This window comes from Halomonas sp. ISL-56 (assembly GCF_018612805.1).
GTDB lineage: Bacteria > Pseudomonadota > Gammaproteobacteria > Pseudomonadales > Halomonadaceae > Vreelandella.
This window is the reverse complement of the sequence record NZ_JAGGRO010000005.1, coordinates 190,763-207,951: the sequence shown is the minus strand read 5'-3', so window position 1 is coordinate 207,951 and position 17,189 is coordinate 190,763. Positions and strand designations below refer to the sequence as shown.

Genomic DNA, 17,189 nt, shown 5'->3' with positions numbered 1-17,189 from the left:
CGAATCCTCCCGGGCGCGCCAGATTCCAAAGCCCGCTCTCTTATAGAGAGCGGGTTTTCTGTTTCCGGTTTGACCGTCCGCTTCCAGTCTTGTTACCTGTTTCCAGCCTAATCATCTATTTCCAGCCTGACCGGCTAAGGCTCGCACCCCGGTCTTGCGATCGTGTGTAGCGCCCCCGCTTTGCGGTAGGGCGCTTTTTTTTGCCTGCTAATTGGACGAGCGTGATCGAAAGCAGTTAAGCCAGTGTGGCGTGCTGTTCATCGACATGTTCATCAACATGTTCAACAACAACAAGGCTGTCGAGGAGTTGATCCAGCTCGGTGAGCCGCTTCACGCGCTGAAAGTTCTGTTCGGCTTCACTACTGCCTTGGCGCATTTGGGCGAGCCACTGCTTTACTAAGGAGACGACGACGCGGTCTGGTAGCTGTTGACGCTGAAGTGCGGCGTACTCTTTGAGTACGTTGGCGCGCATTGCCCAACTGCTTTCAGGCAGACGCTCGCCGGTTTGCAGCCAGTGGCGGATACGTGGCGCCAACCAAGGGTCGGCCAGTGCGCTACGCCCTAGCATCACATCGCGACACCCTGACAGCGTGCGAGCCTTCCAGTAATCTTCCAGTGTCCAAATATCGCCATTGGCGACAACCGGAATGCTCACCTGACGGCGAATTTTGCCGATCCACTCCCAGTGAGCCGGTGGACGGTAGCCTTCGTCTCGGGTGCGCGCATGCACCACTAGCTGCGCAGCGCCTCCCGCTTCGGTGGCCTGAGCGCAGGCAACCGCTAAGCGACGATTGGCAAAGCCCAGGCGAATCTTGGCGGTTACCGGGATTTCTCCGTCTAAAGCGTCGTGAACGGCTTTAACTGCTTGATAGACGCGATCAGGCTGGCGGAGTAGCGAAGCGCCGCCATCGTGCCGGTTAACCAGTTTAGCAGGGCAGCCGAAATTAAGGTCGACGCTCACTGCGCCTAAGCTAAGCGCCTGGCGCGCGTTGGCGGCCAAGGCGGCTGGGTCAGAGCCTAATAGCTGTAAATGCACCGGAATTCCGCTTGGTGTTGCTACAGGCGGTTGCGTAAGTTCGGGGCAGTGCTTATAAAACACTCTGGGTGGCAGGCGGGCATCAACAACGCGGACAAACTCGGTGACCGTCCAGTCGAACCCAGCATGACGGGTTAACAGATCACGAGTCAGTGCGTCGATCACGCCTTCCATAGGGGCTAGACCAATTTTAGGGGCTAGGCCGATTCTGCCGTTTTGTAGTAAATTAACAACCATGACTTCCACTATCGCGCCATTGCATTCTATTCTGGGTGTGGCAGGTTAGTGTATTCCCCTTACTGCGCCAAGCGCCTTTCGTCGTATTGGCAGAATGATGTGCGTAAAACAGTACTTGAACGGTACTTTAAGAAAGGAGAGCGTCTTATGCAGGATCAAGAACTATTACAAGATGGGTTAGCATTGATGGCGCTCGGTATGGGCGTAGTGTTTGTTTTTCTTACTGTTTTGGTTATTAGCGTCACGCTGATGTCGAAGCTAATCGGGCGTTTCCAACCCGTCCCCGTCGCTGTTGATACGGGTAAAAAAACGTCGCAGTCTTCGGCCCCTTCTGCGCAAAGTGACGAGGTCATGGCCGTTATCAGTGCTGCAGTGCACCGTTACCGTTCAACACGGCGTCGCTAACTTTCTCAATTTTTTCCATTTCAGCCCTCTTTTGGCTATTTTTTTGTTATTTTTACTACAAACTTACAACTCTCTACTGTGAGCCAAAACCATGAACGAAATTAAACGCCCTCTAGGCATTACCGATGTCGTGCTGCGCGATGCCCATCAATCGCTGTTTGCCACGCGCATGCGTCTGGACGATATGCTGCCGATCGCCGAAAAGCTGGATCGTGTTGGCTACTGGTCGCTGGAAACCTGGGGTGGAGCAACCTATGACGCCTGCATACGTTATTTAGGTGAAGATCCGTGGGAGCGCATTCGCGCGTTAAAAGAGGCTATGCCCAATACCCCGCAGGCCATGCTACTGCGTGGGCAGAACCTGCTGGGCTACCGCCACTATGCCGATGACGTTGTCGATAAGTTTGTCGAGCGGGCGAAAACCAATGGCGTCGACGTCTTCCGTGTCTTTGATGCCATGAACGATCCGCGTAATCTCGAACGCGCCATTCAGGCAGTGCGTAACGTGGAAGGCCACGCCCAGGGCACTATTTCTTACACCGTGAGCCCGGTACATACCCTGGATAGCTGGGTTGATCTCGCCAAAACGATTGCCGGTTTAGGCGCAGACTCATTGGCTATCAAGGATATGGCGGGGCTATTGACGCCCTACACGGCGTTCGACTTGGTCACCCGGCTCAAAAAAGAGCTGTCTATTCCGGTGCACCTGCATTGCCATGCCACCACTGGTCTTTCTACTTCGACCATTTTGAAAGCAGTGGAAGCGGGTATTGATAATGTTGATACCTCGATTTCGTCCATGTCGATGACCTACGGCCACAGCCCCACCGAGTCTGTGGTGGCAATGTTGAAAGATACCGGCCGTGATACCGGTCTGGATCTTGAGCTGCTGGAAGACATTGCCGGCTACTTCCGCGAAGTGCGCAAGAAATACGCCGCTTTTGAAGGCTCGCTGCGCGGTATTGATTCGCGCATCCTGATTGCCCAGGTGCCGGGTGGCATGCTGACCAATATGGAAGGCCAGCTCAAGGAGCAGGGCGCAGGCGATAAGCTAGACGACGTGTTAAGCGAAATTCCTCGCGTTCGTGAAGACCTTGGCTTTATCCCGCTGGTGACGCCCACCTCGCAGATTGTGGGCACCCAGGCGGTAATGAACGTGATGATGGGCGAGCGCTACAAATCGATCTCCAAAGAAGTTCAGGCATTGCTCAAGGGCGAATATGGCGCGGCGCCTGCGCCTTTCAACGCCGAGCTGCAAAAGCGCGTGTTGGAAGGTGGCGAACCGATCACCTGCCGCCCGGCAGACAATCTTTCACCAGAAATGGACAAGCTGGCCGCTGAGCTGAAAGACAAAGCCAGCACTGAGGGCATTCGTCTAGCCGAAGGTAAGCGCGAAGTGGATGATGTGCTGACCTATGCGCTGTTTCCGCAGATTGGTCTTAAGTTTCTTAAAAACCGCGACAATCCTGATGCCTTTGAGCCTGTCCCTCAAGCCGCTGAAGCAAGCGCTGAAAAGACACCTGCCAAGGTGGAAAGCAGCGCGCCAGTTGCTAGCAGCGGCCCTGAAACCTATACCGTTAAGCTCAACGGCAAAGCCTTTGTGGTGGAAGTGTCTGAAGGTGGCGAGCTAGGCGAGGTGCAAGAGCAAACGGTAGCCACTACTGACGCACCCAAAGAGCAATCGCCTGCTTCCGGTGGTGAAGGCAGTGGTGAAGGTAGTGGAGACAGCATCGATGCGCCGTTAGCGGGCAATATTTTCAAGGTCAATGTCCGCCCTGGCGACAAAGTCGCCGAAGGGGATGTGGTAATCATCCTTGAAGCGATGAAAATGGAAACCGAAGTGCGAGCCAGCAGCGCGGGCACTGTGTCTAAGGTTAACGTCAGCGAAGGCGACAGCGTTGTCGTAGGCGACACGTTGATCGAGCTCTAAGGGCCCCCGGTAATGGATAAAAAGTAATGGATAAATTAGTAACGTTATGGGAAGGCTCTGGGCTGTATAACCTTGAGCTTGGCCAGGCGGTCATGATGGTAGTGGGGCTACTGCTGCTCTACTTGGCGATCTATAAGAAGTTTGAACCGCTGCTGCTGGTGCCGATTGGTTTTGGCGGCATTCTCGCCAATATTCCTGAGGCTGGGCTGGCCATTTCAGCGCTAGACCAGGCCATTGAGGTGGCCAAGCCTGCGGTACTGCAGCAGATGGCGGCGGCGCTGGGTGCAAGCCTTGATCCGCTATCGAACGCAGACGTTTGGCGGGAGTCGTTGCACGCCATCGCACACGATGCTGCGGCCCCCGACCAACTGCGCGCTGCGCGTGATATTGCCGTGGGCGTTGGCTACGGCGATGGCATGCTCTATAGCTTCTACAATGTCGCGATTGCCTCGGGTATTGCTCCGCTGATTATCTTTATGGGCGTAGGCGCCATGACCGACTTCGGCCCGCTGTTGGCCAACCCGCGCACGCTATTTTTAGGTGCGGCCGCTCAGTTTGGTATTTTTGCCACCCTGTTTGGCGCTGTGGTGCTAAGCTCGATGGGGATCATGGACTTCTCGCTTAATCAGGCCGCCGCCATCGGTATTATTGGCGGTGCCGATGGCCCGACCTCTATCTACGTATCCAGCGTGCTGGCGCCGGAGCTGCTGGGGGCTATCGCCGTGGCTGCCTACGCTTATATGGCGTTGGTGCCTCTGATTCAGCCGCCGATTATGCGTCTGTTGACCACCCAGAAAGAGCGTGAGATCAAGATGACCCAGCTGCGGCCGGTCTCCAAGCTGGAGAAAGTGGTCTTCCCGCTGGTGCTGTTGATTCTAGTGGCGCTGTTTCTGCCCGATGCGGCACCGCTGCTGGGCATGTTCTGCTTCGGTAATCTGATGCGTGAGTGCGGTGTGGTAGAGCGCTTGTCGGATACCGCGCAAAATGCCCTGATCAATATTGTCACGATTATCCTAGGTCTATCGGTAGGTTCAAAGCTAATGGCCGATAGCTTCCTGTCGTTTGAGACCCTGGGGATATTAGGTTTGGGGATTGTCGCCTTTGGCATTGGTACGGCCGCCGGGGTATTGATGGCCAAGTTAATGAACTTAGTCAGCAAAATGCCCATCAACCCTTTGATCGGCGCTGCGGGGGTGTCCGCTGTGCCGATGGCCGCGCGCGTGGCCAACAAGGTGGGGCTCGAGGCAAACCCACATAATTTCCTGCTGATGCACGCCATGGGGCCCAATGTGGCAGGGGTCATTGGTTCGGCGGTAGCTGCTGGGGTGATGATTAAATACTTGGGTTAACCGTTCAAAACTGGTTTTAATAGCTGGATTTAAAAACGGGTTGTTAATAGTGAATGACAGAACGCGGCATGCTGATACGTTCGGTATGTCGCGTTTTTTTATGGGTGGGCTATTTCGATGGACTGTTTCGATGGACTGTTTCGATGGGCTGTTTCGATGGGCTATCTAGTCAGTGAGAATGTCGATAGCACTCTTTAAGCGGTTTTCTAGTGGGGCAAGGTCAAGTGGGCAGTCCCGTGGCCAGCCAATGGTTAGGCGCACACCATCGCCATCGTAATCGGCTTGCTCAATAGGGATATCGCGCTCTGCGCACCAGGCGCGGGCAATCGCTTCATTGGCAAAGGTGAGTCGCAGGGTATAGGTGTCTCGCTCGACTACTTCACGGGTAGGTAGCGTCTCTAGGGCATGGCTAACCGCCTGGGCGTAGGCGCGGGCTAAGCCTCCGGTACCCAGCTTGGTGCCGCCAAAATAACGAATGACCACACAGCCGATCTGGCCAAGTTGACTACCTTGGAGAACCTGATACATGGGACGGCCAGCGGTGCCGCCTGGCTCGCCATCATCGGAAAAGCCAATCAGGTTTTGCTCGCCAGGTGGCCCGGCAATATAGGCAGTGCAGTGGTGGCTGGCATTAGGGTGCGCGGTTTTTGCAGCATTCAGCAGGTTAGTGAATGCCTGGATATCTGGGGCGTAGCAGACCCAGGTGATAAATTGGCTCTTTTCTACTTCGGTGTCAGCCGTATGCCATGATGTAGGGGGTAACTCGGGAACCCGATAGCGCATTAATGCTCCGTGAAGGTAGTCTCACTTTTCACACCCATTACCATGCCGAGCACCTGAATATCCCGGTTATGCAAAAAAAGCGCTGGCTGCTGAGTATCCTCTGGCCATAGCTCTACGCCAAAGCGGCTGATCGAGAGCTGCTTCAAGGCGATTGTTTGCTGGTTAATTTCGGCAACGGCTGTTTCTGTCTGGGTATCGTGTTGATAGCGCCGGATAATAATGACATCGCCATCGAATAAGTTGCAATCACACAATGCATTGCCGCGCACTTTGAGCGCATAGGTATTACGTCGGGTAACGCTAGGCGCCATCGCGTATGGACGTGGTGCAGGTTGTCTACGGCCGAACGGAGCGGTAGGTGCTGCCATCGATAGAGTCATGAGGAAATCTCCATTGCATGTTCTTTCATACAGTGGTTTTCATTGTAGACCTGTTTTTGCATACAGTGCTAGCAGTAATTAGTCTTAACACTCCTTGATGGAGATCACGCTGCGACCCAGCGCCGCATTGTGTGAGTGGCGAGAAAGGGGCTTTACGTGTAGAGTTCGACGCGAAATCAATATGCCTGGAGAGACGCTTGAGCCTGTGTCTACAAGCCCGACAGCTTGCCTGTGAACGCGATGATCGTTGGCTATTTGAAGGCTTGGATCTGGATATTTGCAGTGGTGAAGTTGTGCGTATTGAGGGCCCTAATGGCAGTGGTAAAACCAGCCTGCTAAAAATCCTCTCCGGGCAGCTCAGTGACTATCAGGGCGAGCTCTTTTGGAATGGCGCTGCGATGAAAGAGGCGCGTGAACATTTCCTCGCTAACTTGCTCTATTTAGGGCACGCCCCTGGCATTAAGTTAGGGCTTTCCCCATTAGAAAACCTGGCATGGTATCAGGCCCTAAGCGGGGAAAACGGTAATGAGGGACAGCGCCTGGATGCCCTTGAGCGGGTTGGCCTGGCAGGTTTTGAAGATGTGACTGCGGGGCAACTTTCTGCAGGCCAACAGCGTCGCGTGGCGCTGGCACGCTTGACGCTAACGCCACGGTCTCTCTGGGTGTTGGATGAACCTTTTACCGCGATAGATCGCCACGGCGTCGCTGAGCTAGAAAGGCAGCTTGTTGCCCACGCTCAAGCAGGGGGGTGCGTGCTGGTAACGACACACCATGAATTAACCGCCTCACCGTTGTTGAGACGAATATCCCTGGGGTAAAGGAGAAAGGGTTGCACAGCTCTGTACACAGCTCTTCACAAGGTTCAGATACCACTTCGCAGGTGCTAGCAGTGCCACTGCGTGAGCATAAAGGTGGCTTGATGATCGCAGTGAAGGCCACGCTCGTGCGTGACTTAACGCTGTTGCTGAGACGCCGTGGCGAAGTGCTCAATCCGCTGGTGTTTTTCGCTCTGGTGATCACGCTGTTTCCGATCGCGATTTCGCCCGACCCTGAGCTGTTAGCAGTAATTGCTCCAGGTTTGCTGTGGGTAGCGGCGCTGTTAGCCGCGCTGCTTTCATTAGACAGCCTGTTTCGTAGCGATTATGACGATGGCAGTCTGGAGCAACTGCTATTGGCGCCGCAGCCGTTAGCCGCGCTGAGTTTAGCCAAAGTGGCCGTGCATTGGCTGCTGACAGGCCTACCGTTGGCGCTGATGGCGCCGATATTGGGTATTATGCTGGCGCTGCCCGCGGGTAGCTACGCCGTGCTGGCGCTGTCGCTTGCTCTGGGCACGGCCAGCTTGAGTTTGATTGGCGCGATTGGGGCGGCGTTAACCGTCGGCTTGGCGCGGGGTGGGGTGCTGCTCTCGCTGCTGGTGCTACCGCTGTATATCCCGGTGCTTATTTTTGGCGCCGGCGCGGTGCAGGCGGCCATTTTCGGAGACGGCGTCGCTGCCCATCTGGCTATCCTGGGCGCGCTGCTCGCCGCCTCACTCATGTTGGCGCCGTGGGCGATTGCCGCATCGCTGCGTATCAGTATCAACGGTTAAGGACAGGACACGCTATGTGGGCCTTTATACATAAACTGGGATCACCCAAGTGGTTCTACACCATTAGCGCCAAGCTGCAGCCCTGGTTCTGGGCAGCGGCGGTACTGTTATTGGTTGTTGGCTCGCTGTGGGGGCTGGCGTTTGCTCCGGCGGATTATCAGCAAGGTAATAGTTTCCGGATTATTTACGTTCATGTGCCAGCAGCCTTTTTAGCCCAATCCATTTTTATCGCCATGGCGGTATCTGGACTGGTGTTTATGGTCTGGAAAATCAAAGTGGCTGATATGGCAGCCGCGGTGATGGCTCCTCTTGGCGCAGCTATGACCTTTGTAGCGCTTTTCTCTGGCGCCGTGTGGGGCGTGCCCACCTGGGGAACCTGGTGGATGTGGGATGCCCGACTGACCTCCATGCTGATACTGCTGTTTTTGTATTTGGGCGTGATTGCTCTACGTGGCGCGTTCACCAGCCGCGATAGCGCCTCACGGGCTGCCTCGGTGCTAGCCATGGTGGGGGTGATTAATATTCCCATTATCAAATATTCGGTGGATTGGTGGTACACCCTACACCAGCCCGCTTCTTTTACCCTGACGTCGCGCCCGACCATGCCGACCGAGATGTGGTTGCCGCTGGTGATTATGGTGCTGGGTTTTTACAGTTTTTTTATCGCCTTAACGTTGATGCGCACGCGCAGTGAGATTCTGCGCCGTGAAGCTAACAAGCGCTGGGTACAGGATCTGGTTAACGGCCAGGTGGTGAACGTAGAGGCAGAGGAGGCCCGCTAATGGCATTTACCTCATTTTCCGAATTTCTCGCCATGGGTGGCCACGCGCCTTATGTATGGTCTGCATGGGGCGTTACCGCGCTGCTGTTGCTCGCCATCGTTTGGCATGCACGTGCAGAGCAACGCCAACTGCTGAAAGGCTTAAAGCGTCGCGCAAGACGCGAAAACAGAGCGAGGGGGAGTGCCCAATGACGCCTAAACGTAAACAGAAACTGTTTGTTATTCTGGGCCTTGTGTCGTTGGCAGCGATTGCCGTGGGACTAACCCTATACGCGCTACGTGCGAACATTAATCTGTTTTTTAGCCCGGTGCAGATCGCCCAGGGCGATGCGCCCATGGAGCGGCAGATTCGCGCCGGCGGCATGGTCAAAGAGGGGTCGGTTTCCCGTGACCCAGAGAGCCTGGACGTCGAATTTACCGTCACCGATTACGTCGATGACCTGGAGGTCTACTACAGCGGGATCCTGCCTGATCTGTTCCGTGAAGGCCAAGGCGTGGTGGTAGTGGGTGAACTTCAGGCGGATGGTCGTTTGTATGCCGACAAAGTGCTCGCCCGTCATGACGAGAACTATATGCCCCCAGAAGTCGCTCAGGCGCTAGAAGAAGCGGGCTACTCGCCGGCCGACTACCAAGCCAAAGCCGCTGAGGTGGGCAAACGCCTGGACGAAGAAGGCGTACCCCAGGCAAGCGAATACTAGTTTTCGTCATCCAGGGTTGGCAACAAAGCCTTATGCGGAGCACTCATGCTTATTAAACTGATCCCTGAAATTGGCCACTTTGCTCTTATCATCGCGCTGCTGATGGCGATGGTGCAGGCGGTGATGCCGTTGGCCGGTGCGGCGACAAGGCGACCACTATGGATGGCCTACGGTCAACCCATGGCGGTGGGGCAGTTTGTATTTATTGCTATTGCCTACGCCTGTTTGACCGCCAGCTACATGCTCGACGACTTTAGCGTGGCCAATGTGGCCAACAACTCCAATTCTCTGCTGCCCTGGTACTACAAGTTCAGCGCCGTGTGGGGCAACCACGAAGGGTCGGTGCTGCTATGGAGCTTTATGCTCGCGGGCTGGGGCTTTGCGGCTAGCCTGTTCACCGGCAACTTACCGCGGGATATGGTCGCGCGCGTGATGGGCGTGATGGGCATGGTCTGCGTCGGTTTCTTGCTGTTTATTCTGATCACATCGAACCCCTTCGAGCGGCTGCTGCCCGACATGCCTCAGGATGGCGCCGACCTTAACCCACTGCTGCAAGACTTCGGGTTGATCGTGCATCCGCCGATGCTTTACATGGGCTATGTGGGCTTTTCCGTGGTCTTTGCCTTCGCTATTGCCGCGCTAATGGGCGGGCGTTTAGATGCGGCCTGGACGCGCTGGGCACGGCCCTGGACAAATCTGGCCTGGGCGTTTCTAACCGTGGGTATTGCGTTGGGCAGCTGGTGGGCCTATTACGAGCTTGGCTGGGGAGGCTGGTGGTTCTGGGATCCGGTCGAAAACGCCTCGCTACTGCCCTGGCTGACGGGAACCGCGCTAGTGCATTCGCTGGCGGTCACCGAGAAGCGTGGTTCGTTTAAAAGCTGGACCGTACTGTTGGCGATCTCGACCTTTTCGCTATCGCTGATGGGTACTTTCCTGGTGCGCTCTGGGGTGCTGACCTCGGTACACGCGTTTGCCAACGATCCTGCCCGCGGTTTCTTTATTTTGATGCTACTGGCCATTACGGTAACGCTGTCGCTGCTGGTATTTGCCCTACGCGCACCGCGGGTAAGCCATAAAGTCGGCTTTAACTGGCTTTCCCGGGATGCGCTGCTGCTGGTCAATAATATCTTCCTGGTGATCATGACCGTCACCGTGCTGCTGGGCACCGTCTATCCGCTCATCTTGGACTCTCTGGGGTTGGGGAAAATCAGCGTAGGCCCGCCTTATTTTAATGCCCTGTTTGTGCCGCTCACCGTGGTGATGTGCATCTTTATGGGGCTAGGCTCGGTAACGCGCTGGAAAAGCATGGCGGCGCGGGATCTGATCCGTAAACTGTGGCTGGCAGGCGTCGCTGCCCTGGTGCTGGGCATATTGATGCCACTACTGTATCGCGGAGAGTGGAACCTATTTGTCTCCTTGGGCATTGTCGCTGCACTCTGGATTGTGCTGCCCATGGTGCGTGATGTGTTCGACAAAACCCGCCACGCCAGCTCGTTTGTTGCCGGTGTCCGCAAGCTCTCCCTGGCTTACTGGGGCATGGTGTTGGGTCACGTCGGCGTTGCGGTCACTATCGTCGGTGTTGCCGTGGTATCCAACTACAACATTGAACGCAATGTGCGTATGTCGCCGGGCACCACGGTCGAAGTAGCCGGTTATCAGTTCACCATGACCGAGTTGACCGAGCGTCGCGGGGCTAACTTCCTGGCTGACACCTCGATCATTCAGGTTCAGCGGGGCGAGTCAGGCCGCAGCTTTACCATGCGACCTGAAAAACGCCTTTACTTGGCCACCGGTATGCCAATGACCCAAGTAGCGCTGCGCCCAGGGCTGTTCCGCGACCTCTATGTAGCCATGGGGGAAAACCTTGGCGATGGCAGTTGGGCGATGCGAGTGCAGTACAAGCCATTTGTTCGCTGGCTGTGGCTAGGTGCGCTGCTGATGGCGTTCGGCGGTGTGCTGGCGGTGCTCGACAAGCGCTATCGGCGCGCCACGGTAACCCGTGAAGCGCCCAATATGACCAGCAAGGGCGATAGCGCGCGGGAGGCAGTGGCATGAAGCGACGACTGCTGTTATTACTGCTGCCGCTCTGTTTTTTAGGTCTGGCACTGTTCTTTTACCAGGGCCTTTCGCTGGATCCTTCCCAGCGTGATTCAGCGCTGATGGCGCGGGAGTTCCCGCCCTTTGAAGCCGCCACGCTACGTGATGAGAATCGCCGCGTCGACCAAACGCTGTTAGAGGGTGAAGTGACCCTGGTAAACGTATGGGGCGAATGGTGCCCCGCCTGTAAGCAGGAGATGCCGCAGTTGCTGGAGCTGGCTGACCACGGCATTCGCATGATTGGGGTTAACTACCGCGATACCCGTGAGAAGGGCATGCAGTTTCTCAGCGAATTTGGCGACCCGTTTGAGGTGAATATTTTCGACCCAGAAGGTGAGCTAGGCTTTGATCTCGGCGTCTACGGTGCGCCGGAAACTTTCCTGGTCGACGCCGACGGGGTGATTCGCTATCACCATAAAGGCTACGTGTCGCCCCAAGACGTGCGCGAGCGGATTCTGCCGGAGGTGGAAAAATGGCGCTAATGCGAACCCTAACAGCGCTACTACTGCTAGTCATGGCGTTTGGCGTAATGGCGGGCGGCATTGAACTACGTGAATTTGACGACCCGGTCACGGAGAAGCGTTATCACGACTTGACCGCCTCCATGCGCTGCCCGCTGTGTGAGAACCAAGCGATCAATGACTCCGACGCCCCTATTTCAGCCGATATGCGCGACCGCGTTTATCAACTGCTGCAAGACGGCCAGTCGGATATCGAAATCATCAATCACATGGTGCAGCGGTTTGGCGAATATATTCTCTACAACCCGCGTTTAGAGAGCCGCACCTATCTGCTTTGGGGCCTGCCCATCGGCCTGGTATTGCTGGGCGCTGTTGTGGTCGTACTGATGATCCGTGCCCGCCGCAACGCCTCTGCTAAAGCGTTGAGCCCCGAAGAGCGCCAGCGTATAGAAGCGCTGACTAACCGTAAGAGGTCTTCATGACGCTGCTCTGGATTGCGATTGCCGTTTTACTGGTTCCCGCGCTGTGGCTGCTGGTGTCGCCGCTAAGAAACGCGCGTGCACTGCATGACCAGCAGCGCGATTTTGAAGCCAACGACACCTCCGCGGAGCAGAACGTAGCGATTTTTAAGCGCCGTCTGGCGTCCTTGGAAGCGGCCCAGGAGCGCGGTGATATTGATGCCGCACGTTTTGAAGAAGACCGCCTCGAGCTTGAGCGTAGCCTGCTGGAAGACACCGCATTTCGCGAGCGTCGGCCGTTAAAAACAGCCAGCGCCGGCCGAATTGTCGTGCCACTGGTCATGGTCGCTGTGGTGGCCGTAAGCGTCATTTGGTACCAGCACAAGGGCGCTGAGGGCGACCTGGTGCTACTGGCCGTGCAACAAGAAGTGCAGAACGACCCTGAAGGATCGCTCGCCATGTATATCGAACGCATGGAGGAGCAGGCCGAGCGCCAGCCGGATAATCCCAATGTGTGGAGCACACTGTTTCCGCTCTACCGCGAAACCGGGCAAATGCCCAAGGCCGTGAACGCCCTGGAGCGTTTGATTGAGATTGAAGGGCGCATTCCGCCGCTGCTCGCTCAGTTGGCGCAAATTCGTTTCTTTATGGCCGAACGCGAGCTTACCGACGAAGTGCAGGCACTGGTCGATGAGACGCTGGAACAGGATCCCCGCCAGCCCACGGTGTTAGGCCTACTGGGAGTTAACGCCTTTGATAACGGCGATTACCAACAGGCCATTGATCACTGGCGCCGAGCGATTGCCAATATCGAAGATCCCAACACGGTTGCCTCGCTACGCGAGGGTATTCGTGTGGCTCAGGAACGTATGGGCATAGAACCTGAAGAGGCCATTGCCGAGGGCAATGGCATTCGAGTTCGCGTTGCATTAGACGAAGAACTCGCCGGGCGCGTTGGCGTTAACGACACGGTGTTTATCACTGCCCGCGATCTTGAGGGCGAGTTGCCGCCGCTTGCCGTGGTGCGTGCGCAGGTATCTGAGCTGCCCATGACGGTGACCCTAGACGACAGCGCTGCTATGTCGCCCCAGGCGCAGATCTCCCAGGTACGTGAAGCGCGCTTGGTGGTACGCGTTTCTCCCTCCGGCCAGGCGACGCCCCAGCCTGGGGATCTGTTTGGTGACCTTGAGAGCGTCAGCGTAGGGCCGATCGACGAAGGTGAAGCGGTTGAAGTGGTGATTAACCGTGTTTTTGAATAACCGCAACGGGAACGTCGCCTCGGTATGCGCTTAACGTCGATTCGCTTAGTCGGGTTCAAGTCCTTTGTGGATCCCGTCACGGTGCCCTTTGATGGCAATATGACCGCCATTGTGGGTCCTAATGGCTGTGGAAAATCCAATATTATTGACGCCGTGCGCTGGGTAATGGGGGAGTCCTCCGCCAAAACCCTGCGCGGCGAATCCATGGCCGACGTTATTTTTAACGGCTCCACCGGCCGTAAACCGATTAGCCAAGCCTCTATAGAGCTCAAATTCGATAATCGCGATGGCGGTATGGGCGGTGTCTATGCCCAGTATGCGGAAATTGCCGTAAGGCGCTTGGTCACCCGGGACGGACAGTCCAACTATTTCTTTAACGGTCAGAAGTGCCGTCGCCGCGATATCGCCGACCTGTTTATGGGTACCGGCCTTGGGCCGCGCTCCTACGCGATTATCGGTCAGGGCATGATCTCGCGGCTGATCGAAGCCCGCCCCGACGACCTGCGCTCAACGCTTGAAGAGGCCGCGGGGATCTCCAAATACAAGGAGCGCCGCCGGGAAACCGAAAACCGCATGCGGCGCACCCAGGAAAACCTGGAACGCCTTGACGATATACGCGAAGAGCTGGATAAACAGCTAGAGCGCCTCAAGCGTCAGGCCGAAGCCGCCAAGCGCTACCAAGATCTGAAAGAGCAGGAGTATCGACTTAAGGGTGAGCTGGCGCTATTGCGTGGGCGCGCCCTGCGTGCCGAGCAGTCGCATCAAGAAAGCCGTGTCCGCGAATTGGAAATAGCCGTTGAAAAAGATGTCTTCGGCGTACGCCAGTGCGAAACCCGTCTGGAGCAAGCTCGCGAACAACACGACGAACTTTCTGAAGTGCTCGACCGCCACCAGCAGCAGTTCTTTGAAACTACCACGCGGATTGCGCGTTTAGAGCAGGATCAGGCCCACCGGCGTAGCCGTGAAACTCAGTTGGCCAGTGATATCGCCACGGCGCGGCGCGAGTTAGACGAGCAGCGCCGGGTCAGTGAAGGCGATCAGGCACGTTTAGCCGCCATTGACGAGCGCTTTGACGATCTGCTCCCGGAACACGAAGCGCTGGAAGAGCAGCTTGAAAGCCTGGAACAGGCGTTGGCCGACGCCTCTCCTGCACTGGAAGCCGCCGAACAGCAGTGGGCCGATGCCGAAACCCGCTGGCGAGATGCCAGCCGCGATGCAGATCGCAGCCAGGATCAACTGCGCGACCTTGAACAACGTATTGCGCGCCTGCAGGCGGAAAACCAGCGCCGTCGCCAGCAGCGCAGCGAGGTCGCCGACCTTACCGCGCTACGTGAAGAGCACGCCGTGTGTGAGGCGCAGTTAGCCGATGCCCAGCAGCAGGCGGAAGGTTTTCAGACCCAACGCGACCAGTGGCAGCAGCGCTACGGCGATGCCAAAGCGGCTTACCAGCAGGCAACTCAGGCACGGGATCAACAGCGCGCCGAACTCAGCCAACGCCAGGGCGAGCTGGCTTCGCTGCAAGCATTAATGGACGCCGCCTTAGCCGATCACGATCCGGCCATTGGCACGACGCTGGAAGCGCATGGCTTGGCGGATGCGCCTCAGCTTGGGGAAGTGCTCCAGGTAGCGCCCGGCTGGGAAACGCTGGTGTCCTGGCTGCTGGCGCCCTGGCTCAATGCCCGTCTGGTGGCGCGCGAGCAGCTGGCTGCTTTGCCCGAGGCGTTAGCCACGGACTGGCGGTTGATCGATCAAACGTCGCCTGCCGCCTCAGCATCAGGGCAGCGGCTGGATGGCTTGGTAAAAAACGCAGGGGCGCTGGGCGAATGGTTAGCAAGCATTCACTATACGCAAACCGCTGAAGAGGCGAAGCAGCAGGTCGCGCACCTGGCCCCTGGCGAAAGCGTCGTGAGCCAGGATGGGGTTTGGTTAGGCCGCGGTTGGCTGAGCCAGCAGGCCAACGGCGAAGGTATCGATGGGCTACTTCTAACCCGTCGCCGCTACGCCGAACTGACCACTCAGCGCGAAAGTGAAGAACAGGCGCTGGCGCTGGCGGAAGAGCAGTGTGAGGCTGCCAGTGAGACGATTGAAACACTGGAGCAGACCCGCGAGCAGCAGGCCGAACAGGAGCGTGCCCACGCTACCACCCTGCAACGGCTGGCGGTGAAAGAGCGCAGTTTAGCCCAGCGCTTGGAACATCTAGAAAGTCGCGCCACTGAGCTCGATGCTGAACTTGCCCAGTTGCAAGAGGATGAAGCAGAGTTAGCGCTTACCATCGACGAGCAGCGCGCCCGCTGGGACGTGGCGATGGAACAGTTGGAACGTGCAGCGCAAGCGCGGGAAGCCAGCGCCGAGCAGCGCAACCAGCAACGCGAAGCGCGAGAACAACTCACTCAGCAGCATGCTCCACTCAAAGCGCAGCAGCAGGCGTTGGCACTTGAACGCGAACGTTTAAGTGCCGAGCGCGATAGCCTGCGCTCCCAGCAGGCGCGCTCCAGCGACTCTGAAGAGCGCCTAGCGCTGCGGATTGCCGAGCTGGAAGAGTCGCGGGAGATGTTGATTGAGCCCGATGAACTGGCAGGAGAAGAGCTCGAAGAACTGCTTCACCAGCGCGAGCAGCAGGAAGGACGCTTAAACGCCACTAAACAGCAGGCTCAGGGGCTGGCAGAGCAGCTGCGCAATGATGAACTGGCCCGCCAACAGCACGAGCGCAACCTGGAACAGAGCCGCGAGCAGTTACAGCAGCGGCGTATGGATGCCCAGGCGCTAGCGCTCAAAGCAGCCACCCAGGATGAGCAACTGGCGGAATTAGGTCATAACGTTGAAACGCTTACCGAGCAACTGCCCCAGGAAGCGACGGAAACCCGTTGGCAAGAACTCTTGGAAGGCACCACGGATAAAATCCGTCGTTTGGGGGCGATCAACCTGGCCGCCATTGAGGAGTACGATCAGCAGGCCGAACGGCGTAATTACTTGGAGGCCCAGCACGCCGAGTTGACCGAGGCGCTGGAAACCCTCGAAAGGGCGATCAAACGAATCGACCAGGAGACCCGCGTGCGTTTTCGGGAAACCTTTGAGCAGGTGAATACCGGGCTACAAACCCTTTTCCCACGCGTATTCGGCGGCGGTGCTGCATGGCTAACGCTCACTGGTGATGATCTCTTAGAAACCGGCGTGGCGATAATGGCTCGCCCGCCGGGTAAAAAGAACAGCACAATTCATCTACTTTCGGGCGGCGAGAAGGCGCTGACTGCGCTGTCGCTGGTATTTGCGATCTTTCAGCTTAACCCCGCGCCGTTCTGTATGCTGGATGAAGTGGATGCGCCGCTGGATGACGCCAACGTCGGACGTTACGCTAGGCTAGTGAAGGAAATGTCTGAAAACGTTCAGTTTATCTATATCACCCACAACAAGATCGCCATGGAAGCCGCCGAGCGTTTGATGGGGGTCACCATGCAGGAGCCAGGCGTTTCGCGTTTAGTCTCGGTGGGTATTGAAGAGGCAGCGGCGTTAGTTGATTAAAGCAAAACTAAGAAAGTGTTGTGAGTGAGTCCTGAATAATCTATTTCGAGCGACAAAGCGGGAGAGACAAACGCCAAGTGGGTAATCTTTTATTGGCTAAATGCGTAAAAAAATGTCCTAAAGCGCTCAACTTAACTATATTACCCCTACTAATAGCGCGCTTGAGATGGTTAAACGGCTTATAGAGAGAATATACACTGAAGGGTGA

The 17,189-nt window shown here is 56.7% G+C and carries 16 protein-coding genes; 13 read left to right on the top strand and 3 right to left on the bottom strand.

Annotated elements, in window-relative coordinates; all coding sequences use genetic code 11:
- Positions 1-235 precede the first annotated feature (235 nt).
- Positions 236-1,273 (bottom strand): tRNA dihydrouridine synthase, encoded by a 1,038-nt coding sequence (locus J7J49_RS04570; RefSeq protein WP_251048144.1) that lies wholly within the window; start codon positions 1,271-1,273, stop codon positions 236-238.
- A gap of 147 nt (positions 1,274-1,420) precedes the next feature.
- Between J7J49_RS04570 and J7J49_RS04565 the strand changes: the two genes are divergently transcribed.
- The 3 genes from J7J49_RS04565 (at position 1,421) to J7J49_RS04555 (ending at position 4,957) form a co-directional block, all read left to right on the top strand.
- Positions 1,421-1,678, top strand: a complete 258-nt coding sequence (locus J7J49_RS04565; RefSeq protein WP_215090546.1) for an OadG family protein — start codon at positions 1,421-1,423, stop codon at positions 1,676-1,678.
- 91 nt (positions 1,679-1,769) lie between these two features.
- Positions 1,770-3,608: a sodium-extruding oxaloacetate decarboxylase subunit alpha gene (gene oadA, locus J7J49_RS04560; protein ID WP_064235828.1), complete on the top strand. Its 1,839-nt coding sequence runs from the start codon at positions 1,770-1,772 to the stop codon at positions 3,606-3,608.
- 26 nt (positions 3,609-3,634) lie between these two features.
- A complete protein-coding gene (locus tag J7J49_RS04555) occupies positions 3,635-4,957 on the top strand; it encodes a sodium ion-translocating decarboxylase subunit beta (RefSeq protein ID WP_064235827.1) in 1,323 nt (440 codons plus the stop codon).
- A gap of 165 nt (positions 4,958-5,122) precedes the next feature.
- Here the strand turns inward: J7J49_RS04555 and J7J49_RS04550 are convergent, their stop codons facing one another.
- Positions 5,123-5,740, bottom strand: coding sequence for an IMPACT family protein (locus J7J49_RS04550; RefSeq protein WP_215090544.1), 618 nt, complete (start codon positions 5,738-5,740; stop codon positions 5,123-5,125).
- Complete coding sequence (locus J7J49_RS04545) at positions 5,740-6,120, bottom strand: LexA family protein (protein ID WP_251048143.1); 381 nt, start codon at positions 6,118-6,120, stop codon at positions 5,740-5,742. Before J7J49_RS04545 ends, J7J49_RS04550 begins: the two co-directional genes overlap by 1 nt.
- Positions 6,121-6,317: 197 nt before the next feature.
- On the opposite strand from J7J49_RS04545, the gene ccmA reads away from it, so the two are divergent.
- From ccmA to smc, 10 genes are all read left to right on the top strand, one after another.
- Positions 6,318-6,938: a cytochrome c biogenesis heme-transporting ATPase CcmA gene (ccmA, locus tag J7J49_RS04540; RefSeq protein ID WP_215090542.1), complete on the top strand. Its 621-nt coding sequence runs from the start codon at positions 6,318-6,320 to the stop codon at positions 6,936-6,938.
- Positions 6,939-7,039: 101 nt separating this feature from the next.
- Positions 7,040-7,708 (top strand): heme exporter protein CcmB, encoded by a 669-nt coding sequence (ccmB, locus tag J7J49_RS04535; RefSeq protein ID WP_231896862.1) that lies wholly within the window; start codon positions 7,040-7,042, stop codon positions 7,706-7,708.
- A gap of 14 nt (positions 7,709-7,722) precedes the next feature.
- Positions 7,723-8,490, top strand: a complete 768-nt coding sequence (locus J7J49_RS04530) for a heme ABC transporter permease (RefSeq protein WP_215090540.1) — start codon at positions 7,723-7,725, stop codon at positions 8,488-8,490.
- Positions 8,490-8,681 (top strand): heme exporter protein CcmD, encoded by a 192-nt coding sequence (gene ccmD, locus J7J49_RS04525; RefSeq protein WP_064235822.1) that lies wholly within the window; start codon positions 8,490-8,492, stop codon positions 8,679-8,681. Before J7J49_RS04530 ends, ccmD begins: the two co-directional genes overlap by 1 nt.
- On the top strand, positions 8,678-9,187 hold the full coding sequence (gene ccmE / locus J7J49_RS04520; RefSeq protein WP_007111490.1) for a cytochrome c maturation protein CcmE: 510 nt from the start codon (positions 8,678-8,680) through the stop codon (positions 9,185-9,187). Before ccmD ends, ccmE begins: the two co-directional genes overlap by 4 nt.
- Before the next feature lie 45 nt (positions 9,188-9,232).
- Positions 9,233-11,242 carry a heme lyase CcmF/NrfE family subunit gene (locus tag J7J49_RS04515; RefSeq protein WP_215090538.1) on the top strand — a complete coding sequence of 670 codons (2,010 nt, stop codon included), beginning with the start codon at positions 9,233-9,235 and terminating at the stop codon, positions 11,240-11,242.
- On the top strand, positions 11,239-11,766 hold the full coding sequence (locus J7J49_RS04510; RefSeq protein ID WP_064235820.1) for a DsbE family thiol:disulfide interchange protein: 528 nt from the start codon (positions 11,239-11,241) through the stop codon (positions 11,764-11,766). Before J7J49_RS04515 ends, J7J49_RS04510 begins: the two co-directional genes overlap by 4 nt.
- On the top strand, positions 11,757-12,227 hold the full coding sequence (locus tag J7J49_RS04505) for a cytochrome c-type biogenesis protein (protein WP_064235819.1): 471 nt from the start codon (positions 11,757-11,759) through the stop codon (positions 12,225-12,227). Before J7J49_RS04510 ends, J7J49_RS04505 begins: the two co-directional genes overlap by 10 nt.
- The gene (gene ccmI / locus J7J49_RS04500; protein ID WP_215090536.1) at positions 12,224-13,462 is read left to right on the top strand and encodes a c-type cytochrome biogenesis protein CcmI; all 1,239 of its coding nucleotides are present in this window, start codon (positions 12,224-12,226) and stop codon (positions 13,460-13,462) included. The genes J7J49_RS04505 and ccmI overlap by 4 nt, the downstream gene beginning before the upstream one ends.
- A gap of 24 nt (positions 13,463-13,486) precedes the next feature.
- Complete coding sequence (gene smc, locus J7J49_RS04495) at positions 13,487-16,981, top strand: chromosome segregation protein SMC (RefSeq protein ID WP_215090534.1); 3,495 nt, start codon at positions 13,487-13,489, stop codon at positions 16,979-16,981.
- Positions 16,982-17,189: the final 208 nt, after the last annotated feature.